Consider the following 21,439-nt stretch of genomic DNA (forward strand, 5'->3'; position numbering starts at 1 on the left):
CTATAACTTAATAAGAAGATTTCCTTATTTTATTATTTTGGAATTTTCTCATAATTTGTGATTATTAAAAAGTAGGATTATTTTTTATTTATATATAAAATTAAAATTGTCCGATTTTAAGAATTTCCCATAAAATATTAAATAAAATTATGGAAATATCTATAATTATGATATAAAAATATACAGATTACGGATTTTTATAATCAGAATCTGAATATTTCAGGTAGTTTTAAAAAGAATAAAATCAAGTAATTTTAGCTATCGTAATGCGACCATTTTGCGTCTTAGATATGCAATTTTACTTTGTAGTGGTAATTCTTTTGGACATACATCATGACATGCGATAAGGCTCATGCAACCAAATACACCATTATCATCACCAACAAGCTCATAATAATCTTCATCCGTTCGTTCGTCATGTGGATCTATCATAAAACGAACCACACGATTCATGCCTGCTGCCCCTACAAAATCATCTCGCATAACTTTTGTTGCACAACTTGCGATACAACAACCACATTCAATACATCTATCAAGCTCAAACACCTCATCTGCAACTTCTGGTTCAATAGGCATTTCAATCTTGGATATATCAGGCTTATGTTGTGTGTGAATCCAACTTTCCACACGTTTTGTCATACCCGCAAACCATTCACCAGTATTTACACTTAAATCTTTGATAAGTTTAAATGCAGGGAGAGGCATAAGAGTAATAATGCCATCAGGAAAATCTTGTGTAAGTGTTCTGCATGCTAGTCTAGGTCTTCCGTTAATCATCATACCACAACTACCACAGATACCAGCACGACATACAAAATCAAAGCTTAAATCCGGATCTTGTTGCTCTCGTATCATATTCAATGCTATAAAGATAGTCATTGAATGTGCTTCTTCAATTTTATATTCCCTAAAGTGGGGTTTAGAGACCGCACTTTGTGGATCGAATTTTAATGCCCTAATAGTTAGGGTTCTTCCTTTTTCATGAGCACTCATCGTTTATCTCCTAGTCGTTGATTTCTTGCTTTATAGTGTGGTTGCAAATTGAATGACATCAATGCTTCTTGTAAAGCATATCTATCACCGCCTTTTGCTTGAATCTCTTGTGTAATTTTGTCAATCTCTGCCTGTCTGATAGCACTATTCGGATGTTCAATAATCATGCCTTTAGCGCCATATCCACGGAATCCTGGAGCTATTTCCATATTCATAATATTTAAATCTTCATAATCTATTGTAGGCATACTTTGATTTGGATCATCTCCCCAGCTTGTTAATGTGCGTTTAAGCCAGTTTGCATCATCTCGTTTAGGGTAGTCTTCACGTGAATGTGCCCCTCGAGATTCTGTTCTATCAAGTGCACCTTTTGCAACACAGAGTGCAATTTTAAGCATTTTTGGTGTGCGATACGCATCTTCAAGTTCAGGGTTGTCATGAATCTTTTTATTACGCACATGGATATTTTTGCTACGTTTAAAAAGCTCTTCAAGTTTATTGACTGCTTCTTGTAAACTTTTACCCTCGCGGAAAATACCAACATTTGTATCCATAATATCTTTCATTGCATTTTTTAGCTCATAAACATCTTCTGTTCCTGAATTATTAAGTAATGAGGCAATATATGCTTCTTCTTTCTTAATAAAGGTTTGAATAACAGAAGTTTGTATATCAAGTTGAGCGTTTCGGCAATGTTCTGTAAAATAACCACCAATAATCATGCCTGACACTACGGCTTCACTAACAGAGTTTCCACCTAATCTATTGAATCCATGTAAATCCCAACATGCGGCTTCACCTGCAGCAAATAAGCCTTTAAGGTAAGACTCACCTCTATAATCAGTGCGAATACCACCCATAGAATAATGTTGCATAGGCAATACAGGTGCCCATTTATCAGCAGGATCGATTCCTGCAAATACTTTACAAATATCTTGCACATCACGCAAATTTCGTTCAATATGTGCTCTACCCAAAATGGAAATATCAAGCCATAAATGTTCACCATAGGGTGATTTTACGCCCTTACCTTCACGGATTCTTTGAAGCATTCTACGAGAAACAACATCACGACTTGCAAGTTCTTTTTTCTCTGGCTCATAATCTGGCATAAAGCGATAGCCATCAACATCGCGTAATATTCCACCATCACCACGACATCCTTCTGTTAATAAGATACCGCTAGGAAATAATGGTGTTGGGTGAAATTGAACAGCTTCCATATTCCCAAGCTTTGCAACACCTGTTTCCATAGCAAGTGCCGCACCAATTCCTTCACAAATTACTGCATTTGTCGTATTGCGATAAACTCTCCCATAACCACCGGTCGCAATTAAAGTTCCTTTGGCTATATAAGCGATTAATTCACCATTGATTAAATCACGAACAACTGCACCATAACATTTACCATCTTGATGAATAATTGATACAGCTTCTTTTCTATCTTGAATATCTACACCAAGCTTATATGCTTCATTTGCCACTGCATAAAGCATTGTATGTCCTGTTGCATCTGCTGTATAACATGTTCGCCATTTCTTTGTGCCACCAAAGTCGCGTGAATGAATATATCCATGTCTAAAATCTTCTTCAGTAATAGTGACTTTCTCACCATTGATAACTGCCGGTCTATCACCTTTTTTAATTCTAGTCCATGGTACTCCCCAACCAGCAAGTTCTCTAATTGCTTTAGGAGCTGTTGTTACAAACATTCTTGCTACATCCTGATCACAACCCCAATCGCTTCCTTTAACTGTATCAGCAAAGTGTAAATCCTCATTGTCGCCATCACTTTTTACAGAATTTCCTAGACTTGCTTGCATTCCTCCTTGAGCTGCTGCTGAGTGACTTCTCTTTACGGGGACAAGACTTAAAACTATGACATTTAAACCTTCTTGTTTAGCTGCAATAGAGGCTCGCAAACCAGCTAATCCTCCGCCAATTACTAGTGCATCACAATATACTATTTTCATATATCTTTCCTTTTACCATTATTTGCTCAAATTCTCTTTAGCAATGGCAAGAGCTTGATTTGCCATATCTTGAGGAGTCTGCATTGCTTGTTTATGTGTGCCGAAATTCTTTTCATCAAATTCTTTAGCATCATGAATATCTTTAAAGTTTTGTTCAATTCCTTTTTTCACATAAGCACCAAAAGTCAGTAATCCTAATACAATAAAGAATACACTCATTGCCCATTTCGCTTTTCTTAACCCAGAGATTCCAAGTCCTTCAAGCCAACCCCATTTAATACAGAGCCTATATAAACCAATTGAACCATGAAGTTCAACAGCAAATAGCAGTACAATATAAAGTATCCAAAAATGCTGACTCCAAAAACGGAATGAAGATCCATTTGGTCCAATAGTGTCAGGTTGTGCAAACATAATATAAAGATGCACACTCGCTAAAAAGAACATCACAAAGCCTGTGGCAGCCTGAATAAACCATAAGCTTGTATCGCTATGTTTCATAATTTGTTTATGGGCTCGAAGTGCCAAAAATTGCCTATAATTAATAGGAAATTTTCTTATTGCCAAGAATGCATGGACAACAAACACAATAAATACAAATGCTGCTACACAACTTACAATTCTGGGATCTCCTGCTGCAATAAGCGGACTACCCTCAAAAAGCTTTGTTATAGTATACATGAAGCTGTCGCTAATTAATATACTAGAAACAAAAAACATATGAGCTATCATAAATAAACCTAAAAATAGTCCTGTCGCACTTTGCCACCAGTCAAGTGTTGCAGGTATTCTACTTTTCTTACGTTCTGGGGTTATACCTAAATAACCCTCAATAATCTTATCTTCTTGCATTAAGCCTCCCTTAAAATGACAATGTGTTGCCATATATTAATAATTCCACGCAAAAATATAAACTTTGCATTTTGTTATAGAATTATTATATAAACAATACTAGAATATAATTGCTTTAAATGAACTTTGTTTGATTTATTTTTAAGTATTTTTTACTTATCTATGTGTATTTTTTACACAAATTTACTAAGAAAAATAATATAAAATCATTATAATTATTCTTGTTTTTATATTTTTATTTTAATGTATCCTTAATATAAAGCAACTTAATACTCCTTATGTGCGATATATTTTTTATAATGTATAAGATTCTAGAAATCGCACTCATTTCGCAATCAAAGCAAAATGGTTGTGTCAGAAATATAGTAATATCCAATCGTTTTTTAAAAGTTATGATGGTTATTTGGAATCTCTTAATTGATTTTTTATTTTTATTGAGTTTTTCTAAATAAACACTATTGTTCTTCAAAGTAACATGATAGAATTATTAAACTATTCTTAATTTTAAAAAGGAGGAAAAAATATGGATATTACTATAGAACCAATAAAACAACGAATTAATGCACATTTTGATATTGATGCAAGCGATAAATCCATATCACACAGAGTTTGTATGTTTGCACTTTTTGCAGATTCTGTATGCAGAATATCGCACTTTCTTTATGCGGAAGATACATTAAGAAGTCTTACTATTGCACAAAGTTTAGGAATGAAATATGAAATAAAAGAAGTTCATGGAAAGAAGCAGTTATTTCTCTTTCCTCCTAAAAAACTCCAAACACCAAACGATATTCTTTATTGTGGTAATTCTGGCACAAGTATGCGACTTTTTACAGGACTTTTAGCTGGAGCGAATATTTATTGTGTTTTGTCAGGTGATAAATATTTACATGTTCGTCCTATGGGAAGAGTCTTAGAACCATTGCGTCAAATTGGTGTAACTATTTTTGCACGCATTGCAGAGGATTCTAAAAAGAAAGAAGTTGCACCAATTAGTATTATCCCCACCAATAAAAAAATACAGGGATTTACATATCATTCTAACATCTCATCTGCACAAGTAAAAAGTGCGATGATTCTTGCCGGATTACAGGCAGATTCACCTTCATCTTATACTGAGTGTGCATTAAGTAGAGATCATAGTGAAAATATGCTTCATGCATTTCAAAAATATGATTATATATCTATTCAAAATGATGTTATTCATATTACCCCCTTTAATGTATTTAATACAACAAATGCTCCATTTGTGGGGTTTGATATTGATATTCCGAATGATCCATCTTCTGCTTTTTTCTTTGCTGTTTTAGCCTGCATTATTCCTAATTCTTGTATTACTTTAGAACGCGTGATGATAAACAAAACTCGCATTGAAGCTTTCAGAATTTTAGAAAGAATGGGTGCAAATATTATATATGAAAATGTTCAAAAAGGTTATGAAAGCACCGCAGATATAACGATTAGACATTCTCATCTAAAAGCCGTAGATATCAATGAAAATATCGCATGGCTCATTGATGAGATTCCAGCTTTGAGTATTGCATGTGCATTGGCAGAAGGAACTTCAAGGATACGCAATGCGGAGGAGCTACGCGTAAAAGAAAGCGACAGGATTTCAGTAGTTTTAGAAGGTTTAAAAAATTTTGGTATTGAAACCTATGAATATCCAGATGGTTTTGATGTAATTGGGGGAAATTTACATTATGGTGAGGTAGATTCTAGGGGGGATCATAGAATTGCCATGAGTTTTGCAATTGCCGCTTGTGTGTGTGGTGGTAAAATACAAGATTGCGAATGTATTCAAACCTCATTTCCTAATTTTCTTGCAATTTTAGAAAAATTCACACAGATAGGAAAGTAATATAAATACATTGTATGAAAACTATGCTCTATTTGCATAACTATGAAGGGTGTGTTGTTATTGTGTTGAAAGTTATTATAAAATCATATTGATTATTGTGCTGTTGAGGATAGAAATAGGTAGCAAATAACACACATTGACCCACAGAATACACCAAGAATATAGGTAAGAGGATAAAATACATTCAACCATATTAAAATCACGAACCCCAATAGCATTAACATAAAAGCAAACATTCTAAGTTTAGAAAAGCTCATTTCAAATCCTAAACTTATTTTTGATAAATCAAGAAATTTAAGAATCTTTTTATTTTCTTGTGGTTTTTTTGAAGTAGTGTTATCTTGTTCGCTATATTCTTTGTCGTATGTTAATGTATATTGTTCAATATTCTGTTCTGTTTGAGCTTGTATAATTTTTTGTGCAATTTTGGAACGCATAGACTTAAATGAAGCAATCATTAAAATAATGTAAGAAAACCAACCAACAAATAATGAAAATAACCATATTGGTTTATATATGCTAAGTCCAATGGTTATGATACATATTAGAAAAGATGTAGAAAATAGAAAAATTTTTTGTGATAATTTGAGTTTATAAATGAATGTGGTTTGCAACACAATAAGTCCTTGAATTCAAAGCATAGAATCTTTTGTAATAAATTTTCTAGTAATTTGCCCAATCATATAAAATCTCACGCAATTTTTTTGGACGAAAATTTTGTTGTTCCGTAGATGCATTGCAACAAAACTCTTGTATGCTAGATCGGACATGAATGTGTCCATGTATATTAATCTCACATTTTGCTAAGTTAAATGCATAATCAATAATATCTCGTGCCTTATAATACTTGTCATTTTTTTTGCGTTCACCAACAGGGAAATGGCTAAACATAATGCGAATGTTACTGACTTCTGTAATCAAGCCGGTTACATAAGGATTTTTAAGCTCTGCCCCCCACTTCTTTTTCATCGCTTTTTTGAATTCATCTTTTTCTTCGAGTTGAAATTTTATTTTACGAATGATTTCCCATTGTTCAAGATTCTCGCATCTTCCAATATCGTTATTGCCTAAGATAAGCATTTTATGTCCATTTAATTTATTTAATATATCGCTATTTCCAAAGAATAAATCACCTAAATGTAGAATTTCATCATTGGGTTTTACTACTTCATTCCAATGCCCAACACTCAAATCATCAAAATTTTTATAATGAGAGTTTGTGAGTGTAAGTGCACGAATGGGATATTTTTTAATTGCCAACTTATCCCCAAAGTGTGTGTCTGAAATAATAAAAGTATCAGGTGTAATTTTCACGCAAGAGCCTCGATAAATATTAAATAATATTACTTAAATCTAAGTATAATATTAACATAATTTTATATATAAAGAATTATCATTTTTAATAATTTTTTATATTTTGAAATGTTTATCTCAGTATGATGAATTTAGAAAATAATCAACAAGAATTGTTCTTGAAAAAAGAAATTTGGATACTTAATAATATATAAAACTTGAATGAATATTTTTGTGAATGTATAGAGGTAAAATATTTTAGAATCTCTAATCTGGATGTATATTCTCTGAAATTACATTTGCGGCATGTTTTAGTTTATTATTATCGAAGTGTGTATAGATTCTGCTTGTTTCGATACTGCTATGCCCAAGTGTTTCTTGCACTAAAACCAAGTCTTTGCTTTTTGTGTAAAGCATTGTGGCAAAGCTATGTCGTAATAAATGTGCACCATTCTTTGCTTTGCGTATGCCAATATTTGCAAGAAGATTTTCAATAATAACATAAATGTATGGTTGTGTTGGTGTTTGTAGTTTATGATTAATAAATAAGGGCATTGTCTCATTGACATAAGAAAAATGGGAACGCAATTCAATCCATTCTTGATAATAAGATTCTAAAAGAAAACGAGAGATATACACTACACGCATTTTATTCCCTTTTCCATGCAATCTCAAGACATAGTAATCTTTTTCACTTGATACATCTTTAAAATTAAGACAAAGAATCTCGCTTACCCTTGCACCACTATATGCAATCATTAATATAATTAATTGGTTGCGCAGACGAATTACGGGATTTACTCTTTTTTGTCCTAAATCATATTTTTGCAATGCTTCTAAGAATCTTTGTAATTCATCTTGTGTGAGATATTCAGGTAATTCTTGTTTGAAAGATTGATTTGAGCCAAGTAATTCAATATTATAAATGTGGGTTGCACCATTTTCAAGTATATTATTTTTTTGGATAAAGTCAAAAAAATTATTGAGAGCAAAGCGATAGTTGCGGATTGTAGTTAAACTTAAATTTGTGGTATAAATGCTTAAAAATTCTTGAATATTATCATTTTGTATTTCGCACATATCTTGAAATCCGATTGTAACACAGTGTCGATAAAAAACAAAAAGTGGGTTTGCATAAGTATTAATGCCAAGCAAACCAATTTTTCTTGCTTTTTTGCAAAGAGTTATGATATTCTCGATTGACTGCCTACCACCACTCTGAATCTCTTGAATAATACAAGCAAATTCTGCTTTATCTTTTACCCTGTGTGCACTAAGTTTCATAAGTTTTGTATAGAAAAATCTTTCAATCCAAAATTTTAATGAAACTTCAAAACCCTCTTTTTGATTAAGCTGATACATCAAGATTCCTTAGGCAAGATTCTGAAAGGAATTTAGCTTAAAGCAGGCATATAATCTGTTGGAGAGCTTGCCGTTGCAAAAGGTTTTTTAGGAATCCTCCCAGCCTCATAACTTAATCTCCCTGCTTGAACAGCTAGTCTCATAGCCTTTGCCATTGTAATAGGATCTTTTGCTTGAGCGATTGCAGTGTTTGTTAGGACAGCATCAGCTCCTAACTCCATAGCAATGCTTGCATCACTTGCACATCCAACACCTGCATCTACAATAACCGGGATTTTTACTGCTTCTTTAATGAATGTAATATTATAGCGATTTTGGATTCCAAGTCCGCTACCAATTGGTGCAGCTAAAGGCATAACTGCGACAGCACCATTTTCTTCAAGTCGTTTTGCCATAATCGGGTCATCATTCATATAAACTAAGATATTAAAACCCTCTTTTGCTAAGACTTTTGTTGCTTCTAGTGTTTCAATCATGTCGGGATAAAGCGTTTTTTGTGTATCACCAATAATTTCTAATTTGATAAAATCGATTCCAATACCTTCGCGTACAAGACGAAAAAGTGTGATGGCTTCTTTTGCATTGATACAACCCGCAGAATTTGGTAAAAAAGCAATGGAGGTGTCTTTAAAATAGTCAAGTAAATTTGGTGAGTTCTTATCCATAATATTTACTCTCCGCACGGCAACAGTTATCATCTCTGCACCACTTGCAAGCGTAGCTTCCTTTGTTGTTTCAAAGTCTCTATATTTACCGCTTCCTACAATTAAACGAGATTGAAAGCTTTTGTTTCCAATAATGAGTGACATATATTACCTTTAAAATTAAAGAATTTCTAATCATAAATCGGCTTATTATAGCATAAAATCATATTTAATATTTAAATGTAGGACTTTAAAATGCTTTGGTTAATGATTTGGCAAAATATATAAAAATAAGTTATAATAGCAAATTTTATAACATTATGTATATTTTAAAATCTATTTACACAATTAAAATATATTTTTAAGTTACTAATATTTCTGTATAACTTTAGATGATTTTATCGTAAGTTTATAATTACCAAACTCAAGAATGTTTCAATTTGAACTTTTAAGGGAAATAATGATAAATGCTATTTTTTGATAAATCTTTATTTAAATATTAAAGGATATTAATCATTAAATAATTTTATTGTTGTGTTTAAAAACATATAGATACAAAGCTACAATTTTAGGAGTATTTATGCAAAATAATATACGAAATTTCTCAATTATAGCACACATAGACCATGGAAAAAGCACAATAGCAGATTGTCTCTTACAAACTTGTGGTAGTGTTGCATCGCGTGAAGTAAGTGCACAGATGATGGACACTATGGATATAGAAAAAGAAAGAGGTATCACAATCAAAGCACAGAGTGCAAGACTTATCTATCATAATGCGAAGCATGAAAAGTATATTCTAAATCTTATTGATACTCCTGGTCATGTGGATTTTAGTTATGAGGTTTCACGATCTTTAAAGTCCTGTGAGGGTGCTTTATTGGTTGTTGATGCAAGTCAAGGCATACAAGCACAGACTATTGCGAATGTTTATATTGCACTTGAAAATAATCTTGAGATTATCCCCGTAATTAATAAGATTGATTTGCCTGCGGCAAATCCAGATTCTGTAAAACAAGAGATAGAAGAAGTGTTGGGACTTGATTGTTCTGAAGCAATTCTAGTAAGTGCAAAAACAAAACAAGGCATAGATGATTTATTGGAAGCAATCGTTGCGAGGATTCCTGCTCCAAAAATTGATAATACCCAACCTTTAAAAGCCCTTGTGTATGACTCATGGTTTGATAATTATTTGGGTGCATTGGGTCTTATTCGTATCATGGAAGGAGAGATAAAAAAGGGTAATATGGTAAAAACTATGAGTGCAGATAAGTCTTATCAGGTATTGGGATTAGAATATCCGCATCCACTTCACAAAGAGCCTACAAATATACTAAAAAGTGGTGAGATTGGAATCTTAAATCTTGGGTTAAAAAGTGTTACAGACATTGCTGTGGGTGATACGATTACGGCATTGGAAAATCCAACAAAAGAAGCTATCGAGGGTTTTATGCCTGTCAAACCTTTTGTTTTTGCAGGAATCTATCCCCTTGATACTGACAGATTTGAGGATCTTCGCGATGCATTGAAAAAATTAAAACTTAATGATTCTGCTTTGCAGTTTGAACCAGAAAGTAGCATAGCACTTGGTTTTGGTTTTCGTGTTGGTTTTTTGGGGTTATTACATATGGAAGTGGTCAAAGAAAGATTGGAACGCGAGTTTGGATTGGATCTTATTGCATCTGCACCAACAGTTGTTTATGAGGTGGGTTTAACTGATGGGGGTATAGTTTTAGTGCAAAATCCTAGTGAACTGCCACCAGAACAAACAATATCTTATATCAAAGAGCCATTTGTGCGAGCAAGTATTATCACACCTAGTGAGTTTTTGGGCAATGTAATTACTTTATTAAATAATAAACGCGGAGTCCAAGAAAATATGGAATATTTAAATCAAGATCGCGTTATGCTTACTTACGCATTACCAAGCAATGAGATTATTATGGACTTTTATGATAAATTAAAAAGTCAAACAAAAGGTTATGCGAGTTTTGATTATGAGCCTATTGGTTATCGCAATGGGAATCTTATTAAACTTGATGTACGTGTTGCAGGAGAAGTTGTTGATGCACTTAGCGTGATTATTGATAAATCTAAGAGCTATGAGCGAGGGAAAGCTCTTGTTTCACAAATGAAAGAAATTATTCCACGACAACTTTTTGAGGTTGCTATCCAAGCAAGCGTTGGGAATAAAATTATTGCAAGGGAAACAGTTAAATCAATGGGAAAAAATGTAACTGCAAAATGTTATGGTGGCGATATTACACGCAAACGCAAATTACTAGAAAAGCAAAAAGAAGGCAAGAAGCGTCTTAAGGCTATCGGCAAGGTAGAAATCCCACAAGAAGCATTCTTAGCTGTGCTTAAGATTGATTGAGGCTTTGGTAAAAATGATTGATAGGCAAAAGAGTTTTTCTAATTTTCTAGAATTTGGAAATACAGCAAGACTAAATTCCAAATATTCCCAATAAAGATTTTGTGAAAAAAGATTACATTAAGAAAGAAGTATCAGGATTAAAATCTAAAGAGTCTTTTAAAATACATGAAGCTCTAGAGAATCTTCCCTCATCCCCCAGAATCTCAACAAGTTTTTTTTATTTTTCATATTATGGACGATGGTATTTCGCAAGATAATTGAGGGAGATTAAAAAATTTTAGAATCTAGCCTCAATGTAAGTTTTAGAAAAGATTTTTATAATAAGATTCAACCACCAATTACTATACAGATATATAAAATCAATACTCAAGAGTTTAATCATCAGGGAAGTGGGGGTTTTGATGAAGCGCAAAGTTATAGCACATATTCTTGCTTGCTGATTGATAGAGTGTTACCATAAGATAAACATTGGCTTTTTTTGTTTTTAAAATTATATAAAGCTTGTAAAATAATGCAAATTGTGTTAAAATTCCTCATTCTATGTAAGCTCTAGGACGTAAAAAGTGCAAATCAATGTCAGTAAACCATACTTACCCGATATAAAGAAATACAATGCGTATTTGGAGAGAATCTGGAAAAGTAGCTATTTGACAAATTTTGGACCACTTAGTCAAGAGCTAGAATCTCGTCTCTGTGAGTATCTTGGTGTATCACATCTCTTGCTTGTTGGTAATGGCACGTTAGCATTGCAAATCGCTTTTAAGGTGCTAGGGTTAAAGGCGGGTGATGAGGTTATCACTACACCATTTTCGTTTGTCGCGACGACAAATACGCTTGCTTGGGAGAAGCTTAAAATCTCATTTTGTGATATTGATGACAAAAGCTTTTGTATTGATACAAGCAAGATTTCTAGGCTTATCACTCCACAAACTAGGGCGATTTTGCCTGTGCATGTTTTTGGTAACGCCTGCGATGTCAAGACATTGGAGAATATAGCAGATTCACATAAACTCAAGCTTATCTACGACGCTGCACACGCCTTTGGTGTAAAATATGGAGGTAAGAGTATCTTTACATATGGGGATATTGCGACAATCAGCTTCCATGCGACAAAAATATTTCATTCCGTAGAGGGTGGGGCGATTATCTTTGAAGATAAAAATCTGCTTGATGAAGCAAAGTCGATGATTAATTTTGGATTAAAAGAGAATATGCCAAATATACTTGGGATTAATGCAAAAAATAGTGAATTTCACGCTGCTATGGGATTATGTGTGCTTGATGATATAGAATACATTATGCAGGAGAGGGGGCGGATTTGGGAGTATTATTATGAAAAATTAAAAAATTATTATGCCTTACAAGACCTTTCGACAAATAGCACAAATAACTTTCATTATTTCCCTATTTTGTTTGAGACCGAATCTTCTATGCTTACAGTAATCAAGATTCTAAACGAAAATAAAATATTCCCGCGAAGATATTTCTATCCGAGCCTCGATACACTAAGCTTTTATCATAATTTGAAGCAGTGTCCGATAAGTCAAGATATAGCAAGTAGAATCTTGTGCCTACCGATATATGTGGGATTAAGTCGAAAAGAACAAGATATGATCATAAAACACCTCGTAAAATAGGAGAAAATATGTATCACAAAAGTCAAGATGAGATTATGCAACATTGGGATAAAAGTATCGAGAAACCTCTGTGTAGTGTGCTTTGTATCACTTATAATCATAAAAATTTTATCGCTCAAGCTTTAGATAGTATGCTCGAGCAAGAGACGGATTTCCCATTTGATATTATCATTCACGATGATTGCTCAACTGATGGCACAGATACAATCATCAAAGAATATGAGGCGAAATATCCAAAGATTATCAAAGCCTTATATGAGGAGGAAAATCAATATTCCAAAAGAGAAAATGGTAATAATTTTTTGGGGATTATGCACAAAATGGCAGCGAAATATATCGCATTGTGTGAGGGAGATGATTATTGGAATGACCCAAAGAAGATCCAAATCCAAGTGGATTTTTTAGAATCTCATCAAGAATATGTGCTGTGCTATCATGATTGTGATGTGCTTGATAATGATAAACTTATGCCAGGAGATTATCATAAACAAGATGGTAGTGGAGAAATGATGCAAAAATTTCATTTATGTATTCCTACAAGATGTGCTTGTTATCGTAACGTAATAGATTATTTTGATTTGAATGTAGCAGATTCTATACAAAAAATTATAAATGGCGATATTTTTGTTTGGAGTTTGCTCGGAAAATATGGCAATGCTAAATATCTCTCTCAAATTAAGCCAGCGATATATAGACTTCATGATGGTGGAGTATGGTCAAGCTTAAAAGTACAAGAAAGATATGCAAATGAAGTCAAAACTTTTTTTTATATTGCTGAATATTATCGTAATAAAGGGGATTCTAACCTTAGCAATTATATAATGATATTGGCTATGAAGAGTTTTCTTGTAGCAAATAATATTCAATTAAATATGAAAGATTTTTCAAAAGCTATCCGTATCTTACTCAATCACACAAATAAAAATGGGAGAATCTCTTACAAACTTATCATTGCTCTCATCTTTCCAAAAATTTATTATGTTTTAGATTCTGTTATTAAATCTACTAGAGATTGGTTGAGGAAGAAAAGGAGAAAATAGTTACATAGCGGGTCTTATCCAAACCTATATTTAGTTCATATAAGAAATATATTCGCCAAATACACCTTTTTATCATTATTTTGCAGATGAAGAAATTTTCAAGTTTATCCTGTTCTACAACAGAAGAATATAATATTAATCAATTAAAAAAACAAATTTATGTGGTATTTGCATGTTACAAAAGAGATTTTAAAGGAATGATGAAAATCTTTGATATAAAAGATTTTAATTTAGAGCCGATGAGATATGAGGATTCTCTACATAATAGGAATCTTATTTTAAATCTATATAGTAAAGAAAATCAAATCAAAAATCAACAGAGCTTTTATAGTTAGATTGAAAGAAAAACTGGAAAAATATTTTTTAAAGATGAATAAAAAGTAAAGCCTTATTGATACGAAATACCTTTTTATAAATACTCATCATCATACATTCTTGTTGATTGTTGTGTAGAATCTTTAGAGAGAATAATGAGTGCTAATATTTTTCTCCACATATCTCTATTGCCAATTCATCCCCCCCCCCATTAATACACTCATAATTGATATAAGAATCATCAAAGCTATAATCAATGATTGATAGAGCATCACTAACTTTTATGTACTACCTTTGCAATTTTTGCTCCGGGATATGTCGTAAGTTTAGAAGGGTGTAGTTTGCGTTATGATAACTTTGCATTGTGATAAGAAAATCCCTAAAAGCTTGCACATCAAATTCTCTTGCACTCACAAATAAAATATGTTGAGCATTCTTTATAGCAGATTTCATTCGCTCAAATCGCCTTTTCATCGTAGAAATAAAGAGTGGATATTGCACTTGAATATCTTTATCTTTTGGAAATGCGTGGATTGATACCATAGTATTTTTAGAATCCACAATATAGCGACAATTATTCCCTGTATTTTGCGTGGTGTCTTCGTAAAAGTTCTCAAAAAAACCACTAAAATTATATTGAAACATCAAAGTGACATCATTAAGTTCATAATGTTTCATCCAATCAATCGGAGTGGCAAATCTCCTAAGTCTGCTTTCTTGGAGATGAAATGCTGGCTTACAGGCATCACCCACGCTCAATACTAAGTCAGTAAAGATGAGTTCATCTTTATGAATCTTACGATAGAAAAGGATTGAGATAAGATTTAACATACCATTAAGATTGAGGTAGCAAATTCTTCTTAATTTCCTACGCAATTTTTTATGAGGGATAATAATCACTATCTTGCTAAATTACCATAATATCTTGCTTTGGAAAAATTGTGGCGTATTCATAAAAAATTTAAGAATTTGTTTGATTTTTTGCGTTGTAATTCTCATCACAAAAACTCCTTATTTGTTATATCAAGGCTTAATTTATCAAGCGTCCTATTGAAGCTATCATTGCGGCAGAGTATCGGGCATTTGGAGCAATCAATATTGTTATATACTTCTTTGATACGTGCTCCACGCCAAATCTCTTCCAAGCTTTGTTCCCTCAAATCCCCTAAAAAGTGCTTATCACTTTGCCTATAATGCAAGCACGCCCACACTTTGAAGTCCGCACTAATCACGGTGCTAAAAAACATACCATGACATTTATCATAGCCTCGCTCGCTATTTTGTGTTAAGCCTACCATTTCCTTGTATTTTTGGTAGCTTGCTACGATTTTGAAATGCTCATCTTCGTATTTCGCCTTGAGTTCATCAAGTTTGGGAATAATATCAAGTGTATCACCGGTAAATGGACGGAATTGTGCGAAATCAGCACCTCTATCCTTGACAAGTTTCACAAAAGATTCCATATCATTTTGTGTGATAGAGCTTGTGAGGAATCCCACGCCAAAGCTTATTTTGCTTCCCAATCTCTGCTTTGTTTTTGCGAAATTCTCTATATTTTGGAGCGTTTTACTAAAATGACTTTCTTTCATTCCGTGAATCTTGAGATACATTTCAGGGCTTCCCGCATCAAGTGAGATTCTGAAATACTCCAGATTCTCTGCAATAATTTCGTTAAGATTCTCTTTGAGATTCATACCATGTGAATTTAATCCTATATTTTGCCCTGCATTTTTGAGGAGTTTGATGGCGTATTCAAAATGAGGAGAGCAAGTGGGCTCGCCACCACCGCTTAAAATGACACCTTTATTATCCATTGATTTAAGATTTTCTACCACAGACTCGACTTGTTTTTTGCTTAGTTCGGCATTATTTTCGTTATTGCCACAGCAGCCCGGACATCGATGATTGCATTTATTAGTGAGGTCTAGTTCTGTTACGATAAGTGTCTTGTGAGCATTGAAAAAATAGTCGAGTTTATTTGTATATTGCAGTATTTTTTCGCTTGAATTGAAATTATTGATTTTCATGGTTTTGCCTTTTGTGTAAGATTGAGCGATAATTTAAAAAGTAGAGAGAAAGAAGTAAATACAATATTTGCTGAAAGAAGAAAATTTGAGCAATAAATATAAAGAAGAATTTTTGATTTTTGAGGTATTTAGAGAGATAGAAAAGTATAGAGATAAATATTATTGTATGTAGCTTACCCCACCCCCCCCCTATATTTATTGCAATAATAATCAATAGTTGTGTTAAGATTTGTTGCGAAATTACTTACTATATTAAAATGTAAAGTTTCGCGAATCTTCTTTGCATCTATTGCATATCGTTTATCGTGTCCAGCCCTGTCACTCACGAAGCGAATCTGCTCTTTATATGAGTGAGATTGTGGAATCTTGCTATCTAAAATCTCACATATTTTTATCGCGATTTCAAGATTTTTATGTTCCTCATTTGCTCCAATGCAAAATGTATTAAAAAATCCTTGAGAATGTTGCGGTGTATTTTGTAGTGAATTTCCTAATTTTTGTGAATCTAAAAGATTTCGCGAATTTCCTTTTGTTCGCACTTCATGTAAGGCATATTTGAATACCGCTTCGATTCCCCTGCAGTGGTCGCCTACAAAGAGCCAATCACGCACATTTTTACCGTCGCCATAGATGGGTATTTCGTGTCCATTTAAGGCATTGCGGATAATCGTAGGGATAAGTTTCTCATCGTGCTGATGTGGTCCGTAATTATTTGAGCAGTTCGTAATCACGCAATTCAGCCCATAAGTATGTGTATAGCTCCTTACAAGCATATCACTGCTTGCTTTTGAGGCAGAGTAGGGCGAGTTCGGCACATAAGGCGAAGTTTCGCTAAAATAACCGCTCTCCCCCAAACTTCCAAAAACTTCATCGGTGCTGATATGATGAAAGAGGGCGTCCTCAAAACCTTCTTTTTGCACAAAAGGCGAAGCAAACCAGAATCTATATGCGGTGTGGAGTAGCTGAAAAGTGCCTTGTATGTTCGTCTTGATAAAAATATCAGGCGAGGCGATAGAATTATCCACATGAGATTCTGCTGCGAAATGTATCACGCTATCAATCTTGTGTGTATCAAAAATACGCTCTAAGAGATTCGTATCGCAAATATCGCCTTGTATAAATGTGTAGTTTGGGTGGTTTGCCATAGACTTGAGATTATCCAAACTCCCGGCATAAGTGAGTAAATCAAGATTGATGATATTATCTTGCGGATTATTATGGATATACAGTGGGATAAAATTACTCCCGATAAATCCCGCACCACCGGTTACGAGGATATTTCTTGCTTTGTTTGTGGTATGTTGTGAATGCTTCATTGTATCGACTCACTTTTGGAGGAGTTGGGTGAGATATTCACCATAGCTATTTTTGCTAAGGAGTGTAGCCCTCTGTGCCACGATATCTTCGCTAATCCAGCCATTATTGAGGGCGATTTCTTCCAGACAAGCGATTTTGTATCCCTGTCTTAACTCAATAGTTTGCACGAAGCTCCCCGCTTCGATAAGGCTATCGTGCGTGCCGGTATCAAGCCAAGTGAATCCACGACCGAGATTCTGTGCTTTGAGTCTATTTTGCTTAAGATAGGCGAGATTGACATCGGTTATCTCTAGCTCACCCCTCGCACTTGGACTGATGTCTTTAGCGATATGAATCGCACTATTATCGTAGAAATATAGCCCTGTCGCTGCGTAATTACTTTTTGGCTCGTTTGGTTTCTCCTCGATACTTAGCACATTGCCCTTGCTATCCATTTCAACCACTCCAAAAGCCTTTGGATTTTTCACATGGTAGCTAAATATCGTAGCAAAACCCTCTGTGGTATTTTGCTTTGCAGATTCTAGCATTGGCGATAAGCCTTGCCCGTAAAAAATATTATCGCCCAATATGAGGCAAATCGTATCACTGTCAATAAAACTCTCCGCGAGGATAAGCCCTTGTGCTAAGCCCTCTGGCTTGTCTTGCACACAATAATCTATCTCCATACCGAGCCATTTGCCATTGGCAAAAAGCGTTTCAAACTTCGATATATCCTTAGGCGTGGAGATGATGAGGACTTCGCGAATCTTTGCGAGCATAAGCACGGATAGTGGATAGTAAATCATAGGCTTGTCATAGACAGGGAGGAGTTGTTTGCAGAGTGCTAGAGTGCTTGGGTAAAGCCTCGTGCCACTTCCACCCGCCAAGATAATACCTTTCATAATGCTTCCTGAAAAGAAAAATTTAAACTTAGAATTATATCATAAAAATATTTGAGAACACAAACTAAGATAACTTACATGTCCAAATATATCTAAGGAATATATCACAGTCTCAACATATTAACCTAAATATATTTCTTTAAAAAAAACATAAATTGTTACTTTGATATTAAGTTTCATAAATCTTAGATACATTTAAGATCATTTAATTAGGATTCTATATTAATTACCCATGATAATTTGGAGCTTCTTTTGTAATGACAATATCATGCACATGACTTTCGCGTAATCCTGCCGAAGTAATTTCAACAATTTTAGCATTTTCCCATAGAGTTTTTATGTCTTTTGCACCCAAATATCCCATACATGAACGCAAACCACCTGTTAATTGATGCAATACACTTGCAGTTTTACCGCGATAAGGAACTCTTCCTTCAATACCTTCTGGAACAAGTTTATCTTGAGCAGTTCCTTCTTGGAAATATCTATCACTACTTCCTTTTTGCATTGCACCTATGCTCCCCATTCCACGATAGCTTTTATATTGTCTACCTTGAAAAATGACTAAATCCCCAGGACTTTCTTCAGTTCCAGCAAGAAGAGAACCTATCATGACACTAGAAGCTCCTACTGCCAATGCTTTTGCAACATCGCCGCTATATTTTATTCCCCCATCAGCAATAATAGGAATGTCATATTCTTTCGCTATTCTTGCACAACCATCAATAGCAGAGACTTGAGGCATTCCAACTCCTGCTATAATGCGTGTTGTGCATATACTGCCTGGTCCAATTCCGACTTTAATTGCATCAGCACCAGCTAAAATCAAATCTTTTGTAGCTTCAGCTGTAACAACATTACCCACAATTATATCGATATCAATTTTTGATTTGATTTCCTTAAGTGTATTAATGACATTTTTGGAATGACCATGAGCAGAATCAAGCACTAATACATCGACACCAGCATTTGCTAATGCTAATGCACGATCGATATGATTTACCCCAACAGCAGCCCCAACACGCAATCTCCCAAGAGAGTCTTTATTTGCATTTGGATACTCGATACATTTTTGAATATCTTTTATCGTAATTAAGCCCTGTAAAATGTTATTTTTATCGACGAGAGGCAGTTTCTCAATTCTATTTTTATGCATAATATCTTTGGCATGTTCAAGACTAATGCCAACATGGGCTGTAATTAATGGAGATTTAGTCATAACTTCTCCTACAAGTTTTGTAAAATCGGTCTCAAATCTTGTATCACGATTAGTTAAGATTCCAATCAAACAGCGATTTTCATCTACTACAGGCACACCAGAAATACTATAATTATGCATAATATTCTCCGCATCTTGAAGTGTTTTATCGGCAGTAATAAATACAGGATCATTGATAATACCACTTTCACTTTTTTTTACTCTATGAATTTCTTTGACTTGAGAATCTATATCCATATTCTTATGTATAATTCCAATACCACCAAGCCTTGCCATAGCAATTGCTGTTTTATGTTCTGTTACAGTATCCATTGCTGCACTGACAAAAGGAACATTCAAATGAATATTCTTTGTAAGCATTGATTGAGTATTGACTTGTGTTGGCAGGACTTCTGAATATGCTGGGATTAATAAAATATCTTCAAATGTAAGTGCTCGTGTGAGAAGATTCATAATGTGCCTTTTTAGGAGAATATTTATTTTATAATTTTACTTCATTAAAAATAACAATTAGTTGCTAATAGTTTAGAATTTTATAGAAATCATAGAAAGTGTTTGCTTTTCTTTGGAATATAGTTTTTTATAAAATGTTCTTCATTAAGTGTCTGAAATAAGGCTTTAGCTTTATGATAGTTTATATTGGTTAGATGCGATGTTATAAAATTTTACCTAAATTATTCGGATTTGTGAATGTATTTTTGTGTAACACAAAGGATACAAACTATAAGCACAAGTGCATAGGAAAGAAAATGTTCTCTATCAACAAAAAAGCATAAAAGAGTGCAAAATATTCCAATACATATTGGAATCCAGTTTTCTTTATATTTTAGATTTTCATAAAGTAATACACTAAAAGTTGCGATTACAATAAATTCTAGTCCTTGTATATGATGGATAAAGCTAAGAGAGCTTCCAAGTAAAGTGCCTCCTACGCAACCAATAATCCAATAAATTTGATTTAATAATGAAATAAGAAACATAACTTGTTGATTGGATGATTCTAATTGTTGCATTATGATGCTATTTTGATTTGATTGATATGTGTGAAAATCTTGACTAGATTGTTGTTTTAACTTTTGTTCTCTTAGATTAAGAATTGCAAATGTCTCATCTGTAACACTAAAAACAAGATACCATTTTTTCCAACCACCAATTCTATATCGTCTAAGGCTGGCAATAGCATAAAAAAATTGTCGTGCATTAATGCTTAGAGAAATTGCAGCAACATTAAATAAAGATATGTCAAGTAAAAGGAGACTTACAGCAACAAATTGCATTGCACCAGCATAGATAATAATCGACATTAAGAGGCTAATCCAAGCACTATGTCCGGCATTTGCCATCATTACACCAAATACACCACCCATTAAAATATAAGTAAGTATAATTGGTGTTGTATAGGAAAAAGCTTCTTTAAAAATGGCATTCTTGTGAGAATCCATTGGAATGTTCCTTATATTTTTGGATAATTATAGCAACAAAACAGAGTAAAAGAATATGAATTATTTATTTTCAGCAAATAAATATGCAAAATTGTTTTTATAAAATCTTTTTATTAAGGTAAAATACACAAATTCTCAAGTATAATTTTTGCAGTTTGACCTTTATGGAATCTTTTTGTGAAATCAAATTAATATATTATTATAGT

At 33.6% G+C, this 21,439-nt stretch carries 19 protein-coding genes; 6 read left to right on the forward strand and 13 right to left on the reverse strand.

Translation table 11 applies throughout. The features are described from left to right. Nucleotides 1-258: 258 nt before the first annotated feature. Genes CQA53_RS08310 through CQA53_RS08320 form a run of 3 tightly spaced genes read right to left on the reverse strand, consistent with a single transcriptional unit; the run spans nucleotide 259 to nucleotide 3,818 of the window. A complete protein-coding gene (locus CQA53_RS08310; protein ID WP_115543544.1) occupies nucleotides 259-993 on the reverse strand; it encodes a fumarate reductase iron-sulfur subunit in 735 nt (244 codons plus the stop codon). Continuing rightward, nucleotides 990-2,966 (reverse strand): fumarate reductase flavoprotein subunit, encoded by a 1,977-nt coding sequence (locus CQA53_RS08315; RefSeq protein ID WP_115543545.1) that lies wholly within the window; start codon nucleotides 2,964-2,966, stop codon nucleotides 990-992. The genes CQA53_RS08310 and CQA53_RS08315 overlap by 4 nt, the downstream gene beginning before the upstream one ends. 18 nt (nucleotides 2,967-2,984) lie before the next feature. Then, nucleotides 2,985-3,818 (reverse strand): fumarate reductase cytochrome b subunit, encoded by an 834-nt coding sequence (locus tag CQA53_RS08320; RefSeq protein ID WP_115543546.1) that lies wholly within the window; start codon nucleotides 3,816-3,818, stop codon nucleotides 2,985-2,987. Between the two features lie 523 nt (nucleotides 3,819-4,341). On the opposite strand from CQA53_RS08320, the gene aroA reads away from it, so the two are divergent. Continuing rightward, on the forward strand, nucleotides 4,342-5,679 hold the full coding sequence (gene aroA / locus CQA53_RS08325) for a 3-phosphoshikimate 1-carboxyvinyltransferase (protein ID WP_115543547.1): 1,338 nt from the start codon (nucleotides 4,342-4,344) through the stop codon (nucleotides 5,677-5,679). A 92-nt stretch (nucleotides 5,680-5,771) separates the two neighbouring features. Here aroA and CQA53_RS08330 read toward each other — a convergent pair whose 3' ends face one another. The 4 genes from CQA53_RS08330 to CQA53_RS08345 form a co-directional block, all read right to left on the reverse strand. After that, on the reverse strand, nucleotides 5,772-6,296 hold the full coding sequence (locus CQA53_RS08330; protein WP_115543548.1) for a hypothetical protein: 525 nt from the start codon (nucleotides 6,294-6,296) through the stop codon (nucleotides 5,772-5,774). 46 nt (nucleotides 6,297-6,342) lie between these two features. Beyond that, nucleotides 6,343-6,993: a metallophosphoesterase family protein gene (locus CQA53_RS08335; protein ID WP_115543549.1), complete on the reverse strand. Its 651-nt coding sequence runs from the start codon at nucleotides 6,991-6,993 to the stop codon at nucleotides 6,343-6,345. Nucleotides 6,994-7,239: 246 nt separating this feature from the next. Then, nucleotides 7,240-8,334: a tyrosine-type recombinase/integrase gene (locus tag CQA53_RS08340; RefSeq protein WP_245945802.1), complete on the reverse strand. Its 1,095-nt coding sequence runs from the start codon at nucleotides 8,332-8,334 to the stop codon at nucleotides 7,240-7,242. A 32-nt stretch (nucleotides 8,335-8,366) separates the two neighbouring features. Continuing rightward, nucleotides 8,367-9,143, reverse strand: a complete 777-nt coding sequence (locus CQA53_RS08345; RefSeq protein ID WP_115543551.1) for a thiazole synthase — start codon at nucleotides 9,141-9,143, stop codon at nucleotides 8,367-8,369. Nucleotides 9,144-9,558: 415 nt separating this feature from the next. Between CQA53_RS08345 and lepA the strand changes: the two genes are divergently transcribed. From lepA to CQA53_RS13595, 5 genes are all read left to right on the forward strand, one after another. Then, on the forward strand, nucleotides 9,559-11,355 hold the full coding sequence (gene lepA / locus CQA53_RS08350) for a translation elongation factor 4 (RefSeq protein ID WP_115543552.1): 1,797 nt from the start codon (nucleotides 9,559-9,561) through the stop codon (nucleotides 11,353-11,355). Between the two features lie 101 nt (nucleotides 11,356-11,456). Continuing rightward, entirely contained in the window at nucleotides 11,457-11,612 is a 156-nt protein-coding gene (locus tag CQA53_RS12385) for a hypothetical protein (protein ID WP_181882404.1), read from the forward strand. A 306-nt stretch (nucleotides 11,613-11,918) separates the two neighbouring features. Beyond that, nucleotides 11,919-12,992, forward strand: a complete 1,074-nt coding sequence (locus CQA53_RS08355; RefSeq protein WP_115543553.1) for a DegT/DnrJ/EryC1/StrS family aminotransferase — start codon at nucleotides 11,919-11,921, stop codon at nucleotides 12,990-12,992. Between the two features lie 8 nt (nucleotides 12,993-13,000). Beyond that, complete coding sequence (locus tag CQA53_RS08360; protein WP_115543554.1) at nucleotides 13,001-14,032, forward strand: glycosyltransferase; 1,032 nt, start codon at nucleotides 13,001-13,003, stop codon at nucleotides 14,030-14,032. A gap of 200 nt (nucleotides 14,033-14,232) precedes the next feature. Further along, nucleotides 14,233-14,367: a hypothetical protein gene (locus tag CQA53_RS13595; RefSeq protein WP_281271181.1), complete on the forward strand. Its 135-nt coding sequence runs from the start codon at nucleotides 14,233-14,235 to the stop codon at nucleotides 14,365-14,367. Nucleotides 14,368-14,635: 268 nt separating this feature from the next. Here the strand turns inward: CQA53_RS13595 and CQA53_RS08365 are convergent, their stop codons facing one another. The 6 genes from CQA53_RS08365 to CQA53_RS08390 all read right to left on the reverse strand — a co-directional run bounded on the left by CQA53_RS08365 (nucleotide 14,636) and on the right by CQA53_RS08390 (nucleotide 21,233). Further along, on the reverse strand, nucleotides 14,636-15,247 hold the full coding sequence (locus tag CQA53_RS08365) for a DUF1796 family putative cysteine peptidase (protein ID WP_147290016.1): 612 nt from the start codon (nucleotides 15,245-15,247) through the stop codon (nucleotides 14,636-14,638). A gap of 98 nt (nucleotides 15,248-15,345) precedes the next feature. Then, a complete protein-coding gene (locus CQA53_RS08370; protein ID WP_115543556.1) occupies nucleotides 15,346-16,374 on the reverse strand; it encodes a radical SAM protein in 1,029 nt (342 codons plus the stop codon). 173 nt (nucleotides 16,375-16,547) lie between these two features. Next, the gene (locus CQA53_RS08375; RefSeq protein WP_115543557.1) at nucleotides 16,548-17,690 is read right to left on the reverse strand and encodes a dTDP-glucose 4,6-dehydratase; all 1,143 of its coding nucleotides are present in this window, start codon (nucleotides 17,688-17,690) and stop codon (nucleotides 16,548-16,550) included. A gap of 9 nt (nucleotides 17,691-17,699) precedes the next feature. Then, nucleotides 17,700-18,572, reverse strand: a complete 873-nt coding sequence (gene rfbA, locus CQA53_RS08380) for a glucose-1-phosphate thymidylyltransferase RfbA (protein WP_115543558.1) — start codon at nucleotides 18,570-18,572, stop codon at nucleotides 17,700-17,702. Nucleotides 18,573-18,798: 226 nt separating this feature from the next. After that, entirely contained in the window at nucleotides 18,799-20,244 is a 1,446-nt protein-coding gene (guaB, locus tag CQA53_RS08385; protein WP_115543559.1) for an IMP dehydrogenase, read from the reverse strand. 221 nt (nucleotides 20,245-20,465) lie between these two features. Continuing rightward, complete coding sequence (locus CQA53_RS08390) at nucleotides 20,466-21,233, reverse strand: AzlC family ABC transporter permease (protein ID WP_115543560.1); 768 nt, start codon at nucleotides 21,231-21,233, stop codon at nucleotides 20,466-20,468. Between the last annotated feature and the right edge of the window lie 206 nt (nucleotides 21,234-21,439).

It is taken from the genome of Helicobacter didelphidarum (genome assembly GCF_003364195.1).
In the GTDB taxonomy this organism is placed as follows: Bacteria; Campylobacterota; Campylobacteria; order Campylobacterales; family Helicobacteraceae; genus Helicobacter_A; species Helicobacter_A didelphidarum.